We start from the raw sequence: 17464 nt of genomic DNA, 5'->3' as shown, positions 1-17464 counted from the left end.
TTTTTCGAAATTAACTTTATGCCAAACTATTGACCTTAAGGGAGCCATCCTAAACAATCGTCCCAGTAATGTCACATTGATATTTAAGCGGCGACCTGTCCTACAGCGTGTGATCCAGTTCCGTTTTTGAACTTTCCGACATACGGTCATTCCGGTTGCCATCATGCGATGCAGCGCCAGGTTCTGCAGTGATTCAAGACAAGAAGTCCCGGGAAATTCCTACTATGCGTTTGCACCTGTTCAAGGCTCTACCCTTCGCCCTTGCCGCCAGCTTTGTTCAGGCGCAAAGCCTCCCGCAGGCCATGCAGCAGGCGCTGGATGTCCATCCGGAAATTCAGGCAGGGGTTAACAGTCGATTGGCCGCGGATTATCAGTTAAAGGCCGCTAAAGGGGGATACCTGCCAAGGGTCGATCTGCTCGGCGGTTATGGTCGCGAAGGCACCGACAGCGTCACCACCCGTAATGCTGGCACCAACAATCACTGGGAAACGCTGAACCGCAGTGAGTCAAGTTTACGTCTGTCGCAGATGGTTTTTGACGGTTTTGCGACGTCCAGCGAAGTAGGGCGTCAACAAGCCACCGTTAATTCCCGTGCTTATTCCTTGTTGGGCACGTCGGAACGTACCGGGTTGACCGTCGCTCAGGTCTATCTCGATGTATTGACCCGCCGCGAATTCGTGCGCCTGGCCGAAGACAATCTGAAGAACCACGAACGGATTCTTGACCAGATCAAATTGCGCACCCAGCGCGGCGTGGGTAGTGGCGCCGACCTCGATCAGGCTGACGCGCGCATGGCCCAGGCCCGCAATAACCTGATCACTGAACAGACCAACCTGGCCGATGCCGAAACCAACTACCTCAGCGCCGTCGGCCAGATGCCCGATCAATTGGAGCGGCCTGCCGATTTCATGGCGCTGTTGCCGGCCAATCTGAATGAAGCCCGGGCGCAGATGCTGGAAAACAGCCCGATCCTGCGTTCCGCCGAATCCGATATCGCTGCCGCCGAGAAGCAGTACGAAGCCGCCAAGTCGAGCTTCTACCCGCGCTTCGATGCCGAACTGGGTCGCAGCGCCGACAATGATCTCGACGGTCAGAACGGTCACAACAATGAATGGCAGGCCATGCTGCGCATGCGCTTCAATTTGTTCGCCGGTGGCAGCAACAAGGCTGATCTGGAATCCAAGTCCTACCTGTCGAACCAGGCGCTGGATATTCGCAACAACGCCCTGCGCGTGTTGAACGAAGAACTGGGCCTGGCCTGGAACGCCCTGAACAACGCCAACGCCCAAGTGCCGATCGCCCAGCAATATGTCGATCGCAGCGCCAGTGTGCGCAGTGCTTATCAGAAGCAGTTCAGCCTCGGCGAACGCACCTTGCTCGACCTGCTCGACAGTGAAAACGAGCTGTTCAGCGCTTCCCGTCGGCTGGCCGAGATCAAAAACATTCAGTTATTTACTCAGTACCGAATCAAGGCGACCATGGGCGAATTGCTCAAAAGTCAGGGCGTTGTCGCACCATTGGCATCCGTTGTGCAGAACGACGTGAAGCCCAAGGTTCAGTTGCCCGGGATGAATTGAGTCCTGCCCCATTTCAATCGTTAGCCAAGAGTGTCGAGCGTGGAATCAGAAGTCAGTCGAGTTCAACTCATTCATGATCCGCGCGCGCTGCATGACGATCCGTTACTGGACGGCCTGCTAGCCCTTTGCACTTTGCACCAGAAACCGGCCAGCGCCGCGATGCTGACCACCGGTCTGCCGTTACCCAAACAACGCCTGAGCGTCGAACTGCTGCCCCGCGCGGCCGCTCGCGCCGGGCTGCAGGGGCGGGTGTTGCAACGCAAGCTGGAGCAGATTCCGGCGATTGCCATGCCGGCGCTGTTGCTGCTCAAGGACGGTCGCAGCGCGGTGCTGCTCGGCTGGCACGGTGAAGACCAGGCCCGTCTGCTGCTTAGCGAAAGCGATGGTGGTGAGGTTTGCGTCAGCCGTGAACTGCTCGCCGACGATTACAGCGGCAAAGTCTTCTTCGCCCAACCCCAACACAAATTCGACGTTAACCACGGCACGCTGATCCCACGTGCGCGTTCGTGGTTTCGCGACACCCTCAAGCGTTCGCGCTGGTTGTACGCCGACGCCATCGCTGCCAGTTTTCTGATCAACATCATTGCCATGGCCGCGCCGCTGTTCGTGATGAATGTCTACGACCGCGTGGTGCCGAACCAGGCTGAGTCAACTCTTTGGGTCCTGGCCATCGGCATCACGGGCGCTTACCTGTTCGACCTGATCCTCAAGAGCCTGCGCAGCCTGTGCCTGGACCTGGCCGGCAAGAAAACCGACCTGATCATCTCCGCGACGCTGTTCGAGCGCATCGTCGGCATGGCCATGAAGTACCGCCCGGCGCGGGTCGGCAGCTTCGCCCAGAACATCCATGAATTTCAGAGCCTGCGGGATTTCCTCGCGTCGCTGACGCTCACCAGCCTGATCGACCTGCCGTTTACGCTGCTGATCTTTATGGTCATCGCGATCCTGGGTGGGCATCTGGTGTGGATTCCGGTGCTGGCGTTCCCGATTGCGCTACTGATCGGTTATGCCTTGCAGAAGCCGCTGGTGGCGACCATGGAGCGAACCATGGCCCTGGGCGCCGAGCGCCAGTCGAGCCTGATCGAAACCCTCGCCGGTCTCGATGCGGTGAAGGTCAACAACGCCGAAAGCGAACGCCAGTATCAGTGGGAGCAAACCATCGGCACTCTCAGTCGCCTCGAGTTGCGGGTGAAAATGCTGTCCGGTCTGGCGATGAACATCACCTTGCTGATCCAGCAGCTGGCTGGGGTGATCATGATCGTCTTCGGCGTGTACCAGATCATCGACGGCCACCTGAGCATGGGCGGTTTGATCGCGTGCTACATGCTCAGCGGTCGTGCCCTCAGCCCATTGGCCTCGCTGTCCGGCCTGCTGACCCGCTACCAGCAAGCCCGTGTGACCATGACCTCGGTCGATCAGATGATGGAGCTGCCGCAGGAACGCAATTTCGACGAGCGTCCGCTGAGCCGCAAGGTGCTGCAAGGCGCCATTGAATGCCGTCAGCTGAGCTTCACTTACCCGGATCAGCAGAACCCCGCGCTGAAGGGCATCAACCTGACCATCAAGCCCGGCGAAAAAATCGGCATCATCGGTCGCAGCGGCTCGGGCAAAAGCTCCCTGGCCAAATTGCTGGTGGGCCTCTATCAGCCGGACGACGGCGCACTGCTGGTCGATGGTGTGGATATCCGTCAGATCGACGTCAGCGAACTGCGCCACAACATCGGCTACGTGCCCCAGGACATCCAGTTGCTCGCCGGTACATTGCGCGACAACCTGGTGTCGGGCGCGCGCTATGTCGAAGACGAACTGGTGCTGCAAGCGGCGGAGCTGGCGGGCGTCCACGAATTCGCCCGTCTGCACCCGCAAGGTTATGAGCTGCAAGTCGGTGAGCGTGGGCAGAACCTGTCTGGCGGTCAGCGTCAGAACGTCGCCCTGGCCAGAGCGCTGTTGCTCAACCCACCGATCCTGCTGCTGGACGAACCGACCAGCGCCATGGACAACACCGGCGAAGAACGCCTCAAGCAACGCCTCGCTGCGGTGGTTGAAAACAAGACCGTGGTGCTGGTGACGCACCGGGCTTCGCTGTTGTCGCTGGTGGATCGCCTGTTGGTGATCGACCGTGGGCAGATACTCGCCGATGGCCCGAAAGCCGCGGTGATGGAAGCGTTGAAGAAGGGGCAGATCAGTGTTGCTTAAGTCCGGGGTCAAAGATTCCATCCGCCGCTACTTCAAAGGCTCCGCGTCGCTGCAAGGCCAGCCTCTTCCCGAGGTCAACAAAGCGCTGATCGAAGACGCCCCGCGGGTGGTGCGGTTGACGATCTGGGCGATCATCGGCTTCTTCGTGTTCCTGATGCTCTGGGCCAACTTCGCGGTGATCGATGAAGTCACCAAGGGCGACGGCAAGGCGATTCCGTCGTCGAAGATCCAGAAAATCCAGAACCTCGAGGGCGGCATCGTCTCCGAGTTGTTCGTCACCGAAGGGCAGATCGTCGAGGCTGGCGCGCCGCTGATTCGTCTGGACGACACGCGGTTTGCCTCCAACGTCGGTGAAACCGAAGCCGATCGGCTGTCGATGCTGCTGCGTGTGGAACGCTTGAGCGCCGAGGTCGATGACCGTCCGCTGAACTTCCCCGCCGATGTGCTCAAGGCTGTTCCCACTCAGGCTGCCAGCGAAGAGTCGCTGTACATCAGCCGTCGCCAGCAACTGCACGATGAAATCGGTGGCTTGCAGGAGCAATTGATCCAGCGTCAGCAAGAGCTGCGCGAGTTCACCTCCAAACAGTCTCAGTATCGCAGCGCGTTGTCGCTGCAGCGTCAGGAAATCAACATGTCCGAGCCGTTGGTGGCTCAGGGCGCGGTGTCACCGGTGGAGGTTTTGCGACTCAAGCGTGCCGAGGTCGAAACCCGCGGCCAACTGGACGCCACCACGCTGGCGATTCCTCGCGCCGAATCGGCGATCAAGGAAGTGCAGCGCAAGATCGATGAGACGCGCGGCAAGTTCCGCAGCGAAGCCCTGACTCAACTCAACGAAGCACGCACCGATCTGAACAAGGCCCAAGCCACTGGCAAGGCCCTGGAAGACCGGGTCAGCCGGACGTTGGTGACATCGCCCGTGCGCGGCATCGTCAACAAGTTGCTGGTGAACACCATCGGCGGCGTAATCCAGCCGGGCAGCGATCTGGTGGAGATCGTGCCACTGGATGACACCTTGCTGGTAGAAGCCAAGATTCGCCCGCAAGACATCGCCTTCCTGCACCCGGGGCAAGACGCCACGGTGAAGTTCACGGCTTACGACTACACCATTTACGGTGGGCTGAAGGCCAAGCTGGAGCAGATCGGTGCCGACACCATCACCGACGAAGACAAGAAGACTACGTACTACATCATCAAACTGCGCACCGAGCGCAGTCACCTGGGGACGGATGAAAAACCGTTGCTGATTATTCCGGGGATGGTGGCGTCGGTGGACATCATTACCGGCAAGAAAACTGTGCTCAGTTATTTGCTCAAGCCGATTATCCGGGCTCGGGCCGAGGCGTTGCACGAGAGGTAGTTTTTGGTGCGGTTGATTGATCGTTCCCACGCTCTGCGTGGGAATGCCGCCATGGACGCTCCGCGTCCACTGTGACGCAGAGCGTCACGGGATGTATTCCCACGCAGGAGCGTGGGAACAATTGGTGGTAGATAAAAGCCATATCGTTATTCGCTAACGGTATTTAAATTTCAATTCTTATACCCATAAAGTCATTCTCCTGCGTACCTGCCGACCAATCGGCGCGCCGCACGACACGAACCAACACGGGACCTCCGTGAGTTTCTGATCGACGCGCGCCCTTGAGCGTGCCGTGCGTGGGAGTGATTTTTATGTCAGCCGTCTCTTTTTCTCCAAAACATCCATCAACCAGCGCCGCCAGCATCGCGTCGCAAGCCTTCGAAATCCGCCCGTTCAACGGCGCCGTCGGTGCCGAAATCATCGGCCTGGACCTGTCCCGCCCGATCAACGATCAGGACTTCGCCCGAATCCATCGTGCGCATCTGGATCATCACGTCGTGGTGTTCCGCGACCAGCGCATCACCCCCGAACAGCAGATCGCCTTCAGCCGCCGTTTCGGCGTGTTGCAGATCCATGTGCTCAAGCAGTTCCTGCTGGCCGGGCATCCGGAAATCCTCATCGTTTCCAACATCATCGAAAACGGCCAATCCATCGGCCTCGGTGACGCCGGCAAGTTCTGGCATTCGGATCTCTCCTATAAGGAACTGCCAAGCCTGGGCTCGATGCTGCATGCCCAGGAGCTGCCGTCCGAAGGCGGCGACACCCTGTTCGCTGACATGCACAAAGCGTGGGACAGCCTGCCCGAAGCGCTGCGCAAAGCTGTCGAAGGTCGCTCGGCCGCGCATTCCTACACGGCGCGCTACAGCGAGAGCAAATTCGAGGGCAACTGGCGCCCGACCCTGACGCCGGAGCAACTCGCTCAGGTTGCCGAAGTCGTCCATCCCATCGTCCGCACCCACCCGGAAAACGGCCGCAAAGCGTTGTTCGTCAGTGAGGGTTTCACCACCCGCATCGTCGGTTTGCCGGAAGACGAGAGCAAACAATTGCTCGACGAGCTCTATGCCCACAGCGTGCTGCCGCAAAACATTTACCGCCATCAGTGGCAGGCCCACGACTTGGTGTTCTGGGACAACCGTTCGCTGATTCACCTTGCCGCCGGATGCCCCAGCCATCTGCGCCGCAAGTTGTATCGCACCACCATCCAGGGCGACGCGCCTTTCTGATTTCGGAGAACCCTCATGTCCAAACGTCTTCCATTTGCACCGTTGGCCGCTGCTATCGGCCTGGGTTTCAGCCTGCTCGCCGGCAGCCTGTTGGCGCCGACCGTGGCCCATGCCGAAGGTGAAATCCGTATCGCCGAACAGTTCGGCATCGTTTATCTGCTGCTCAACGTGGTGCGTGATCAGAACCTGATCGAGAAGTACGGCAAGCAGGAAGGCATCGACATCAAGGTCGACTGGACTCAGCTCTCTGGTGGTTCGGCGGTCAACGATGCATTGCTCTCCGGTTCCATCGACATTGCCGGTGCCGGCGTCGGCCCGCTGCTGACCATCTGGGACCGCACTCACGGCAAGCAGAACGTCAAAGCCGTCGCTTCCCTGGGCAACTTCCCTTACTACCTGGTGAGCAATAATCCGAAGGTCAAAACCATCGCCGACTTCACCGAAAAGGACCGCATTGCGGTGCCGGCGGTCGGGGTCTCGGTGCAGTCGCGCTTCCTGCAATACGCGGCGGCCAAGCAATGGGGCGACAAGGAATTCAATCGCCTCGACAAGTACACCATCGCCGTTCCGCACCCGGATGCCACCGCGGCACTGATCGCCGGCGGCACCGAGTTGAGCGGGCATTTCTCCAACCCGCCGTTCCAGGATCAGGCGCTGGAAAACCCCAACGTGCATGTGGTGCTGAACACCTATGACTTGCTTGGCCCGAACTCGCCGACCGTGCTGTTCGCCACCGAAAAATTCCGCAACGAGAACCCGAAAACCTACAAAGCCTTCATCGCCGCGCTGACCGAAGCGGCCGAGTTTGCGCAGAACGATAAAGGCGCGGCGGCCGACACCTATATCCGCGTCACCAAGGCCAAAATCGACCGCGCGGCGTTGCTGAAAATCATCGACAACCCGCAGTTCGAATTCAGCATCACGCCGAAAAATACTTACCCGCTGGCTGAGTTCCTCTATCGCGTCGGTGCGATCAAAAACAAACCGGATTCGTGGAAGGACTACTTCTTCCAGGACGCCCAGCCGCTGCAAGGGAGCTGACCGACATGAACGCCCTTTTGCAAGGCCACGCGGCCAGCAATCCGGTCGCGGCAGCGCAAGCGCTGCTGGCGGTCGACCAGGTCAGCCTGGAATACCGCACGCCTGCGCGTGTGGTTCGAGCGACCCATCAAGTCAGTTTCGAGATCGATCCGGCGGACCGTTTTGTGCTGCTCGGTCCTTCTGGCTGCGGCAAGTCGACGTTGCTCAAAGCCGTTGCCGGGTTCATTCAGCCCTGTGAGGGCGAGATTCGCCTGCAAGGCCAGCGGGTCGATGCGCCGGGGCCGGACCGGATTGTGGTGTTCCAGGAGTTCGACCAACTGCCACCCTGGAAAACCGTCAAACAGAACGTGATGTTTCCGCTGCTCGCTTCCAAAACCCTCAAACGCCGCGAAGCTGAAGAGCGTGCGCTGCACTATCTGGACAAAGTCGGCCTGGCGGCGTTTGCCGATGCCTATCCACATACCTTGTCTGGCGGCATGAAAGCTCGCGTGGCCATCGCCCGCGCTCTGGCGATGCAACCGAAAATCCTGTTGATGGACGAACCCTTCGCTGCCCTCGACGCGCTGACCCGGCGCAAGATGCAGGAAGAATTGCTGCTGCTCTGGGAGGAGGTGCGCTTCACGTTGCTGTTCGTCACTCACTCCATCGAAGAGGCGTTGGTGGTGGGCAACCGGATCCTGCTGCTGTCGCCCCATCCGGGTCGGGTGCGGGCGGAAGTCCACAGCCATCAATACGACTTGCACAGCTTGGGTGGCGTTGCGTTCCAGGAATCGGCGCGGCGGATTCATCGGCTGCTGTTTGATGAAGGTCAGTCGCCGGAAACCGAGCGGGAGCTGGATTTCGCCGACATTCGCATCGCTTATTGAGCCATTGGAGGATTGCCCGATGAGCCATTCATCATCTGCGCGTAAAGAGTACGAAACTGTTTTGCAGCCGCTGACCAGCGTACCGCTGGAGCGTGAATTGCCGCTCGGTCAGCGTCTCTGGCAGCAGGGCTGGCTACGCAAAAGCCTGATTCTGATTTTGCTCGCGGTGCTTTGGGAGGCCGTCGCTCGATATCAGAACAACGACCTGCTGCTGCCAAGCTTTTTGCAAACCGCCAGCGCGCTGCAGGATGGCCTGCTCAGCGGCGAACTGCTGGGCAAGGTGTGGATTTCGCTGGTTGTGTTGCTCAAGGGTTACCTGATCGGCATCGTTCTGGCGTTTGTCCTGACGACGCTGGCGGTATCGACCCGGTTCGGTCGTGATCTGCTGAGCACGCTGACCTCAATGTTCAATCCATTGCCGGCCATTGCGCTGTTGCCGCTGGCGCTGCTGTGGTTTGGCCTGGGGCAGAACAGCCTGATTTTTGTACTGGTGCATTCGGTGCTCTGGGCGTTGGCCTTGAACACCTATGCCGGGTTTCTTGGCGTTTCGGAAACCTTGCGCATGGCCGGGCGCAATTACGGCCTCAAGGGCATGCGTTTCGTGCTGTTCATTCTGATCCCGGCCGCGCTGCCGTCGATCCTCGCCGGGCTGAAAATCGGCTGGGCCTTCGCTTGGCGTACGCTGATCGCTGCTGAATTGGTGTTTGGCGCTACCAGTGGCAAGGGTGGGTTGGGTTGGTACATCTTCCAGAACCGTAATGAGCTGTACACCGATAAGGTATTTGCCGGGTTGGCGGTGGTGATCTTGATTGGGTTGCTGGTGGAGAATCTGGTGTTTGATACGTTGGAGCGGGTTACTGTGAAGCGGTGGGGGATGCAGCGCTGAGTTTTGCGGTGACTGATCTGGCCCCATCGCGGCATAGGTATCTACACATCTCCCGATCCTGGTCTATAAAGGGACGGCATGGATATCAAATGACCGGGCTAGATGCCCGACTGACAAAACGATACGACGAGTTAGTCATGGGACACAGTAATGGACTACCGGCGCTGGCCGCCGGGATGAAAGCCTTGCCGCGAAGCGACAAGGCTTTTGCACAGACGCAAGCCCTTTGGCGATTTTTGAGCAATGACCGGGTTCGGCCCGTTGACCTGGTTAAACCGCTGCTGGCGTTAGCCCACGAGGGTTGTCGGGATGACTGTGATGATTACGCGCTGGTCATGCACGATTGGTCTCGGCTCAATTACATGCACCACCACAGCAAGGCTGATCGCCTGCAAATGACCCACCGAGGCGATATCGGGTACGAGCTGCAAAGCAGCCTGCTGGTCACCGACCGTGACGGTGCACCGATCTGTACTCCCGCTCAAAATCTGGCGACCAAGGACGGCGTGCTCAGCACGCGAGCCGAAGAAGTGCTGGTCCCTGAGAAGCATCTGCATGAACTGACACAACGTATCACTTGGCTGGAACAGCAGAATTTTGCCAAGCCGCTTGTCCATATCGTGGATCGAGAGGCTGATTCGGTCGCTCACCTGAGGCAATGGCAGGCCGAGGGTCGGCAATGGCTGGTGCGAGTCAAGGCCGGTTCCACGGCCAGTCATGCAGGTCAATCCAGGGCCCTGAGTCAAATTGCTCGCGAGATGACTTACCGCAAAACTCGCAAGGTGGACTACAAAGGAAAACCGGCCATTCAATGGGTGGGAGAAACCGCCGTCGTGCTGACTCGCCAAGCCCAGCCTTTCACCAAAGACAGGGCCGACCGCAAGACGCTGCGCAAGTCTGGTGAGCCGTTGCCGGCCCGGCTCGTCGTGAGCCGAATACTGGGAGCCGATGGTCACCTGCTGGCCGAATGGTATTTGCTGAGCAACCTTGAGCAAGAGGTCGCAGATGAACGATTGGCGCTCTGGTATTACTGGCGCTGGCGTATCGAGTCCTACTTCAAACTGCTTAAAGGGGGTGGGCATCAGCTGGAAAACTGGCAGCAAGAGAGCGGTGAAGCGGTGTTCAAACGGCTGTTGATCGCCAGTCAGGCATGTGCCGTCAGTTGGCGTCTGATGCGGGCTGAGGGGGAGTTTGCTGAGCAAACACGGGATTTTTTGGTCCGTCTGTCTGGTCGACAGATGAAGCGCTCGCAGCCGGTGACGGCTTCCGCGCTGCTGGCCGGTTTATACATGCTTTTGGCCATGTGCGAGACATTGGAGCAATACACGCCCCAGGAACTGGCGGGTTTTGCTAAAGAGGCCATCGGCTGGGTGGCCAGCCGAAGACTTTAGAGATGTGTAGATACCTATGCCCATCGCGGGCAAGCCCGCTCCCACAGTGATCTTCAGTGGATGCGGACTATGTGTTCGACACAGAACCCTGTGGGAGCGGGCTTGCCCGCGATGGCGCCAGACCTGCCAATACATCAGTCAGGAGGATGTTTGCTAGCATTGCGTCTGAATCAATCCAGATCAGACACGAGTGCTCAGCATGCAACTCCCGGACATGAACCTGTTGGTCGCCCTCGACGCCTTGCTCGATGAGGGCAGTGTGGTGGGCGCTGCGCGGCGGATGAACCTCAGTCCGGCGGCGATGAGCCGGACGCTGACGCGGATTCGCGAGGCCATCGGCGATCCGATTCTGGTGCGCGCCGGTCGTGGTCTGGTGCCGACGCCCAAGGCGCTGGAGTTGCGCGAGCAAGTGCGGAACCTGGTGGAGCAGGCCGCGTTGTTATTCCGCTCCGCCGATGATGTGGATCTGGGCAGTTTGCGCCGACGGTTCAGCATTCGCGCCAATGATTTCTTTGTTGGCGTCTACGGCGGCAAGCTATTCGACACGATGGAACGCCAGGCCCCGCATTGCGAATTGCGCTTTGTCCCCGAGGGCGATGGAGACGACGAAGCCTTGCGCGAAGGACGCATCGATCTGAGCGTCAGCAACAATCGACCGCTGATGCCGGAAGTGAAGGTGCAGAACCTGTTCTCCACCCACTTTGTCGGGCTGGTGCGTGAAGATCACCCACTGTTCGATGAAGAAATCACCGCCGAACGGTACGCCGGTTTTTCCCATATCAGCATGTCGCGCCGGGGGATTGCCCGCGGGCCGATCGACACGGCGCTCAACGCCTTGGGGCTGGAGCGGCGGGTGGCGGTGATTGCGCCGAGTTTCCATGCGGCGATGTTCGCCTTGCCGGATTCCGACCTGATCCTGCCGGTGCCCAAGGAGGCATTGCTGAGCGTGCGGCGCCTGGGCTTGAAACTGCGCTCGTTCACCCTGCCGATTCCGTTGCCGACCCTGATGCTGACCCAGGCCTGGCATCCGCGTTTCGACAAGGACCCGGCGCATCGCTGGATGCGCGAAACCCTCAAGGCCTGTTGTGATGAGACCTGGTTGGCTGCACAGCCAATCTGAGGCTGATCACCGGCCCCTGTGGGAGCGGGCTTGCCCGCGAAAGCGGTGTGTCAGTCAGCATTTATGTCGAAGGTGATGGCCTCTTCGCGGGCAAGCCCGCTCCCACAGGGATCTGTGTCGTTTTCCGGAGTTAATTGCTGCATAGAACGCACTTATAAGCTGCCAATAAGTCAATTTTCGTAAGCTTCCACGCTCCCTAAAATGCTTCGGTATTCCCCTTCCGGAGCTTGCAGTACATGACTTCCCTCACGGTCACGGCGCCTCTCGCCGCGGCCAAACCAGCGGCCGCCGTCGCGCCACCGGTCTTCGGCCCGCGAATCATCATCGGTCTGGTGGGCGTGTTGCTGGCGGTGTTGGTGTCAGGCCTGAACGAGATGGTGACCAAGGTCGCCCTGGCCGATATTCGCGGCGCGTTGGCCATCGGTTACGACGAAGGCACCTGGCTGGTCGCGAGTTATACCGCAACCTCGGTGGCCGCCATGGCGTTTGCCCCTTGGTGTTCGGTGACGTTTTCGTTGCGGCGCTTCACCCTGTACGCGATCAGCGCGTTCACCCTGTTGGGTGTGTTGTGCCCGTTCGCCCCGAATTACGAAAGCTTGCTGGTCATGCGCACCTTGCAAGGCCTGGCCGGCGGCGCGTTGCCGCCGATGCTGATGACCGTCGCCCTGCGGTTTCTGCCGGCCAACGTGAAACTCTATGGCCTGGCCGGTTATGCCCTGACGGCCACCTTCGGCCCCGGTCTCGGCACGCCGCTGGCCGGGTTGTGGACCGAGTACGTCGGCTGGCAATGGACCTTCTGGCAAATCGTCGTGCCGTGCCTGATTGCCATGGCGGCGGTGGCTTACGGTTTGCCCCAGGATCCGCTGCGGCTGGAACGCTTCAAGCAGTTCAACTGGCGTGGCTTGCTGCTGGGCTTTCCGGCGATCTGCATGTTGGTGATCGGCATCCTGCAAGGCAATCGGCTGGACTGGTTCGAGTCGAGTCTGATCTGTGGACTGCTCGGCGGCGGGCTGCTGTTGCTGGTGCTGTTTTTGATCAATGAATGGTCGCAGCCGATTCCGTTCTTCAAGTTACAGATGCTCGGTATCCGTAACCTGTCGTTCGCGCTGTTGACGCTGGCCGGCGTACTGGTGGTGTTGCTCGCGGTGGTTCTCATTCCCTCCAGTTACCTGGCTCAGGTCCAGGGTTATCGCCCGGTGCAGACCGCGCCGATCATGCTGCTGGCGGCACTGCCACAGTTGATCGCGCTGCCGTTGGTGGCGGCACTGTGCAACCTGCGTTGGGTCGATTGCCGCTGGGTGCTGGGGATCGGCCTGAGCATGCTGGCGCTGTCTTGCCTCGGTGGTTCGCAGCTGACGTCGGCGTGGATTCGCGACGATTTCTACGTCCTGCAATGGCTGCAGATTTTCGGTCAGCCCATGGCCGTGCTACCGCTGTTGATGCTCTCTACCGGCAGCATCACTCCGATGGAAGGGCCGTTCGCTTCGGCCTGGTTCAATACCGTGAAAGGCCTGGCGGCGGTGATTGCCACCGGTGTGATCGAGTCGCTGACCACCGCAAGGCTGCATTTCCACTCGACCATGCTGGTGGACAATCTCGGTAATTCACCTCTGGTCGACAGCGACAGCGCGGGCCTGGCTCATCGACTGCATCAACAGGCCCTGGTGCTGACGTCCTCCGATCTTTATCTGTGCATGGCCGGTGTCGCCGTGACGCTGATCCTGCTGATTTTCTGGCTGCCGACGCGGATCTATCCACCGCGCGCGCCGACTTGAATGCTTCACTGAAACAGAAGGTTTTTATGACGACTCAATCAAAGCAAAAACTCGCTGTCGGCATTGCCGCAGTGATGGCGCTCGGCGTGTTGATTTATCTGCTGGCGCCGGGCGTGTTCGGTAAGCGTACACAGCAGAGCACAAACGATGCTTTCGTCTCGGCGGACTTCACACGGGTGGCGCCGCGCGTGGCGGGGTTCATCAAGGACGTGCTGGTGGAAGACAACCAGTTGGTCAAGGCCGGGCAGCTACTGGCGTTGATCGACGACCGCGATCTACGCGCTGCCGCTGAGGCCGCCGACGCGGAAACCCTGGTGGCCAGGGCGCAGTTGCAGAACGCTCGGGCCACCCTGGAGCGTCAGACATCGGTGATCGCTCAGGCCCAGGCCACGGTGGTTTCAGCGAAGGCTGAAATGGCCTTCGCCGAGCATGAATTGAACCGCTACAACCATCTCGCCGGCGTAGGCGCCGGCACGGTGCAGAATGCTCAGCAAGCGCGCACGCGCATCGATCAGGCCTCCGCTCGCTTGGCCAATGCCACGGCGGTGCTGGCAGCGGAACGCAAGCAGGTTGAGATCCTGACCGCCCAGCGTGATGCGGCCGAAGGTGGGCTGAAACGAGCGCAAGCGGCGCTGGAAATGGCCAGCTATGAGCTGTCGTATACGCGCATTGTTGCGCCCCAGGACGGCATGGTCGGCGAGCGCGCGGTGCGGGTCGGCGCCTATGTCACGCCGGGCAGCAAGATTCTGGCCGTGGTGCCGTTGGAGCGGGCGTATGTGGTTGCCAATTTTCAGGAAACCCAACTGACTGACGTACAGCCGGGGCAGAGCGTGCAAGTGCACGTCGACAGCCTCGGCGGCGAAGCCCTGCGCGGCCGCGTCGAGAGCATCGCACCGGCTACGGGCGTGACCTTCGCCTCGGTCAAACCGGACAACGCCACCGGCAACTTCACCAAGGTTGTGCAACGGATTCCGGTGAAAATCATTCTGGAGCCAGGGCAACCACTGGCCGAGCGGTTGCGGGTGGGGATGTCGGTGGAGGCGAGGATTGATACGGCAAGCGCCAGCGAGCATGAGGTTGCGCAGCGATGAAACATTGTTAATCGCACATCCCTGTGGCGAGTGAGCTTGCTCCCGTTGGTCTGCGAAGCGGACCCAAAAATTGCGAGTGCTGCGCACTCGAACGGGAGCAAGCTCCCTCGCCACAGGGTCAGCATTCATTCAGTGGTTTTTGTGTTGAGCCTGTTTTCTTTGAGTGCCTGCACCGTCGGCCCGGACTTCCAAAAACCTCAGCCGCAACAAGTGGCCGAATGGTCGAAACCGTCCAAAGCCGCCGCCAGTGAAGCAGTAACTACCGACATGAACGAACGCTGGTGGGAGATATTCCACGACCCAAAACTCTCGGCCCTGACCCAACGCGCCCTGACCGACAACCTCGACCTGAAACTCGCCAGCAGCCGCTTGCAGCAAAGCCGCGCCGCGCGCCAGGTGATCACCGCCGACCGCTATCCCAACACCGCCGCCACCGGCAGCTACGGGCGCAAACGCAACAGTGGTGAAGGCCTGAACGATCCGTCGGGCAATAACGGCGACTCGGCGTTCAACCTGTGGGACGCAGGCTTTTCCGCCTCTTGGGAGCTGGATTTCTGGGGCCGTGTGCGCCGTGAAACCGAAGCCGCCGATGCCACGCTGGAAGTGGCGGAAAACGATCGTCGCGGCGTGCTGCTGTCGGTGCTCGCCGAAACCGCTCAGGACTACATTCAGCTACGCGGCGTGCAAAGCACCCGGGCCGTCACCGAGCAAAACCTCGACGTCGCCCGGCATAGTTTGAAACTCTCGCAACTGCGTCTGGCCGACGGTGTGGCGACGGATCTGGACGTTGCCGAAGCCGCTGCGCAAGTCGAGGCCATCGAATCACGTTTGCCGGCGCTGGAGCAGCTTCAGTCGCAACTGATCAACGCCCTTAGCCTGTTGATGGGCGAACCGCCACAAGCGCTGTCCGCCGAGTTATCCACAGACGCCCCGGTGCCGCAAACCCCGCGTCAGGTCGCCATCGGCTTGCCCTCGCAATTGGCCGAGCGCCGTCCCGACATCCGTCAGGCCGAAGCCCGTCTGCATGCAGCGACCGCCAGCATCGGCGTGGCCAAGGGCGACTTTTATCCGCGGATCACCCTGTCGGGCAACATCGGCTCACAAGCCATGCAACTGAGCGATTTCGGCTCGTGGGGCTCGCGCTCGTTCGGCATCGGCCCGCAGTTCAGCCTGCCGCTGTTCGACGGCGGTCGCCTGCGCGGCATGCTGCACTTGCGCGAAGCTCAGCAACAGGAAGCGGCCCTGGCCTATCAGCAAACCGTGCTGCGGGCCTGGCATGAAATCGACGATCAACTCACCGCCTACAACGCTAGCCAGTTGCGCCGCGATCATCTCGCCGAAGCCGTGCGCCAAAACCAGATCGCCCTGCGCACCGCGCAACAGCAGTACGTCGAAGGGGTGGTGGATTTCGTCAACGTCCTCACCGTGCAAGGTGAATTGCTGGCAACCCAGCAGCAGTGGGTCGAGAGCTCGACCGGGGTGTCGTTGGCGATGGTGGGGTTGTACAAGGCGTTGGGTGGGGGATGGGAGTCGGTGTATCCGGTGGCAGAGACGGCGCAGCGCTAGATCTGTTGCGCCTTCTGGATGATTTGTAAGGCAATTAATACTGATCAGCGAGCACGCTCTTTCAACCAATGATGGCCATCCGCTTGACGCTCACCCCCGCTGTCTTAGACTCCGCTCATCCGTCAGGGAGTAACGGTTATGCGGCGTTTTCGTATTTGGGTTATTGGATTGACCTTTGTAACGTGCGTAGTACAGGCGCAAACGCCTGCGCCAGACGATCCGTTGCTGGAAAGCAACGCGGTCGGCGGTAACGCGTTAGCCAGCAGTGAGGCCCGTGGTGTGTTGCGAGCCCGGGATCAGGCTGTGCTCGCCAGTGAGTTGTCCGGGCGGATTGTCGAGTTGCCGTTCAGTGAGGGCGAGTCGTTCAAGAAGGGCGATACCCTGGCGCGGTTTGACTGTTCGGCTTATCAGGCTCAGCTCAACGCGGCTCAGGCCGCCAGCCGTGGTGCTGGTGAAGAGCTGGCGCACAACAAACAACTGGCGGCGTTGAATTCGGTGGGGCGCTTTGAAGTGGCGCGGGCCGAGGCCAAGGTCAGCGAAACTCAGGCGCAATCTCAGGTTTATCAAGTTCAGGTCAAGCGTTGCAGCGTGGTGGCGCCGTTCGATGGTCAGGTCGTCGAGCGCAAGGTCAAGCGCTACGAAAGCGTCGCCGCTGGCACGCCTTTGCTGGACGTTGTCGACAACCGCACCCTGGAAATTCACCTGTTGGTGCCGTCACGCTGGATGGGCAAGCTCAAGCCCGGCCAGACCTTCAGTTTTGTCCCCGATGAAACCGGTCAGCCGCTGGATGCCACGGTCAAACGCCTCGGTGCGCGGATCGACGAAGGCAGCCAGACCTTGCTGCTGGTAGCGGCGCTGCCCAACGCCAACCCGATTGGCAAAGTCTGTCAGCCGCTCAGGTGTTCTGGCTGCCGCTGATCGATCATCAGGGCGAGGTGTTCGGCGGTCTGTGGCTGGCGCGGGATGTGCCGTGGAACCCTTCTGAACAAGTGTTGCTGTCGCAACTGGGTGACACTTACAGTCACGCCTGGCTGGCGCTGCAACCGCGCAAACCCTGGCGATTGCGCTGGACGCGCAAGCGTCAGGTGGCGCTGGTTGCCGTGTTGTTGCTCGGGTTGCTGATCCCGGTGCGCCAATCGGTGCTGGCACCGGCCGAAGTCGTCCCGTTGGGCGGTCGTGTGGTCGCGGCGCCGCTGGACGGGGTGATCGCCGAGTTTCTGGTCAAACCCAACCAGACGGTGAAAACCGGCGACCTGCTGCTGCGCTTCGAAAGCACCACGCTCAAGGCTCAGGCCGATGTGGCCGAGCGTGCCCTGGGCGTTGCCGAAGCGGAGCTCAAGGCCAATTCCCAACGCTCCTTCGCCGATCGGCACCT

At 60.3% G+C, this 17464-nt stretch carries 13 protein-coding genes and 1 pseudogene; all 14 read left to right on the top strand.

Annotation, left to right across the window (positions count from 1 at the left end):
* The first annotated feature begins 224 nt into the window (after window positions 1-224).
* Window positions 225-1577: a TolC family outer membrane protein gene (locus PSH65_RS30925; protein WP_305424279.1), complete on the top strand. Its 1353-nt coding sequence runs from the start codon at window positions 225-227 to the stop codon at window positions 1575-1577.
* A gap of 39 nt (window positions 1578-1616) precedes the next feature.
* Complete coding sequence (locus PSH65_RS30920; RefSeq protein ID WP_305424278.1) at window positions 1617-3773, top strand: type I secretion system permease/ATPase; 2157 nt, start codon at window positions 1617-1619, stop codon at window positions 3771-3773.
* On the top strand, window positions 3763-5130 hold the full coding sequence (locus PSH65_RS30915; protein ID WP_305424277.1) for an HlyD family type I secretion periplasmic adaptor subunit: 1368 nt from the start codon (window positions 3763-3765) through the stop codon (window positions 5128-5130). Before PSH65_RS30920 ends, PSH65_RS30915 begins: the two co-directional genes overlap by 11 nt.
* A gap of 311 nt (window positions 5131-5441) precedes the next feature.
* Window positions 5442-6353 (top strand): TauD/TfdA family dioxygenase, encoded by a 912-nt coding sequence (locus PSH65_RS30910; protein WP_305424276.1) that lies wholly within the window; start codon window positions 5442-5444, stop codon window positions 6351-6353.
* A 15-nt stretch (window positions 6354-6368) separates the two neighbouring features.
* The gene (locus PSH65_RS30905; RefSeq protein WP_305424275.1) at window positions 6369-7394 is read left to right on the top strand and encodes an ABC transporter substrate-binding protein; all 1026 of its coding nucleotides are present in this window, start codon (window positions 6369-6371) and stop codon (window positions 7392-7394) included.
* A gap of 5 nt (window positions 7395-7399) precedes the next feature.
* Entirely contained in the window at window positions 7400-8260 is an 861-nt protein-coding gene (locus PSH65_RS30900; protein ID WP_305424274.1) for an ABC transporter ATP-binding protein, read from the top strand.
* A 19-nt stretch (window positions 8261-8279) separates the two neighbouring features.
* Complete coding sequence (locus PSH65_RS30895) at window positions 8280-9146, top strand: ABC transporter permease (RefSeq protein WP_007906397.1); 867 nt, start codon at window positions 8280-8282, stop codon at window positions 9144-9146.
* A gap of 89 nt (window positions 9147-9235) precedes the next feature.
* Window positions 9236-10537 carry a transposase gene (locus PSH65_RS30890; protein ID WP_305424273.1) on the top strand — a complete coding sequence of 434 codons (1302 nt, stop codon included), beginning with the start codon at window positions 9236-9238 and terminating at the stop codon, window positions 10535-10537.
* Window positions 10538-10736: 199 nt separating this feature from the next.
* Window positions 10737-11657, top strand: a complete 921-nt coding sequence (locus PSH65_RS30885; RefSeq protein WP_305424272.1) for a LysR family transcriptional regulator — start codon at window positions 10737-10739, stop codon at window positions 11655-11657.
* A gap of 236 nt (window positions 11658-11893) precedes the next feature.
* Window positions 11894-13432 carry an MFS transporter gene (locus PSH65_RS30880; RefSeq protein WP_305424271.1) on the top strand — a complete coding sequence of 513 codons (1539 nt, stop codon included), beginning with the start codon at window positions 11894-11896 and terminating at the stop codon, window positions 13430-13432.
* A gap of 26 nt (window positions 13433-13458) precedes the next feature.
* Window positions 13459-14523: an HlyD family secretion protein gene (locus PSH65_RS30875; protein WP_305424270.1), complete on the top strand. Its 1065-nt coding sequence runs from the start codon at window positions 13459-13461 to the stop codon at window positions 14521-14523.
* A gap of 141 nt (window positions 14524-14664) precedes the next feature.
* Entirely contained in the window at window positions 14665-16089 is a 1425-nt protein-coding gene (locus PSH65_RS30870; protein WP_305427074.1) for an efflux transporter outer membrane subunit, read from the top strand.
* Window positions 16090-16227: 138 nt separating this feature from the next.
* Window positions 16228-17007: an efflux RND transporter periplasmic adaptor subunit gene (locus PSH65_RS30865; RefSeq protein ID WP_305424269.1), complete on the top strand. Its 780-nt coding sequence runs from the start codon at window positions 16228-16230 to the stop codon at window positions 17005-17007.
* Window positions 16956-17456, top strand: a pseudogene (locus tag PSH65_RS30860) (biotin/lipoyl-binding protein); the annotation flags it as partial. The gene PSH65_RS30865 and the pseudogene PSH65_RS30860, both read left to right, overlap by 52 nt.
* Window positions 17457-17464 lie beyond the last annotated feature (8 nt).

This window comes from Pseudomonas sp. FP603, assembly GCF_030687415.1.
GTDB lineage: Bacteria > Pseudomonadota > Gammaproteobacteria > Pseudomonadales > Pseudomonadaceae > Aquipseudomonas > Aquipseudomonas wuhanensis.
The sequence above is the reverse complement of the archived record's forward strand: the minus strand, read 5'-3'. Positions and strand labels throughout refer to the sequence as shown.

Coding starts and splice junctions, on each gene's coding strand:
- PSH65_RS30895 (WP_007906397.1), top strand. CDS start 8,280: ATGAGCCATTCATCATCTGCGCGTAAAGAGTACGAAACTGTTTTGCAG.
- PSH65_RS30880 (WP_305424271.1), top strand. CDS start 11,894: ATGACTTCCCTCACGGTCACGGCGCCTCTCGCCGCGGCCAAACCAGCG.
- PSH65_RS30900 (WP_305424274.1), top strand. CDS start 7,400: ATGAACGCCCTTTTGCAAGGCCACGCGGCCAGCAATCCGGTCGCGGCA.
- PSH65_RS30885 (WP_305424272.1), top strand. CDS start 10,737: ATGCAACTCCCGGACATGAACCTGTTGGTCGCCCTCGACGCCTTGCTC.
- PSH65_RS30910 (WP_305424276.1), top strand. CDS start 5,442: ATGTCAGCCGTCTCTTTTTCTCCAAAACATCCATCAACCAGCGCCGCC.
- PSH65_RS30925 (WP_305424279.1), top strand. CDS start 225: ATGCGTTTGCACCTGTTCAAGGCTCTACCCTTCGCCCTTGCCGCCAGC.
- PSH65_RS30875 (WP_305424270.1), top strand. CDS start 13,459: ATGACGACTCAATCAAAGCAAAAACTCGCTGTCGGCATTGCCGCAGTG.
- PSH65_RS30865 (WP_305424269.1), top strand. CDS start 16,228: ATGCGGCGTTTTCGTATTTGGGTTATTGGATTGACCTTTGTAACGTGC.
- PSH65_RS30890 (WP_305424273.1), top strand. CDS start 9,236: ATGACCGGGCTAGATGCCCGACTGACAAAACGATACGACGAGTTAGTC.
- PSH65_RS30905 (WP_305424275.1), top strand. CDS start 6,369: ATGTCCAAACGTCTTCCATTTGCACCGTTGGCCGCTGCTATCGGCCTG.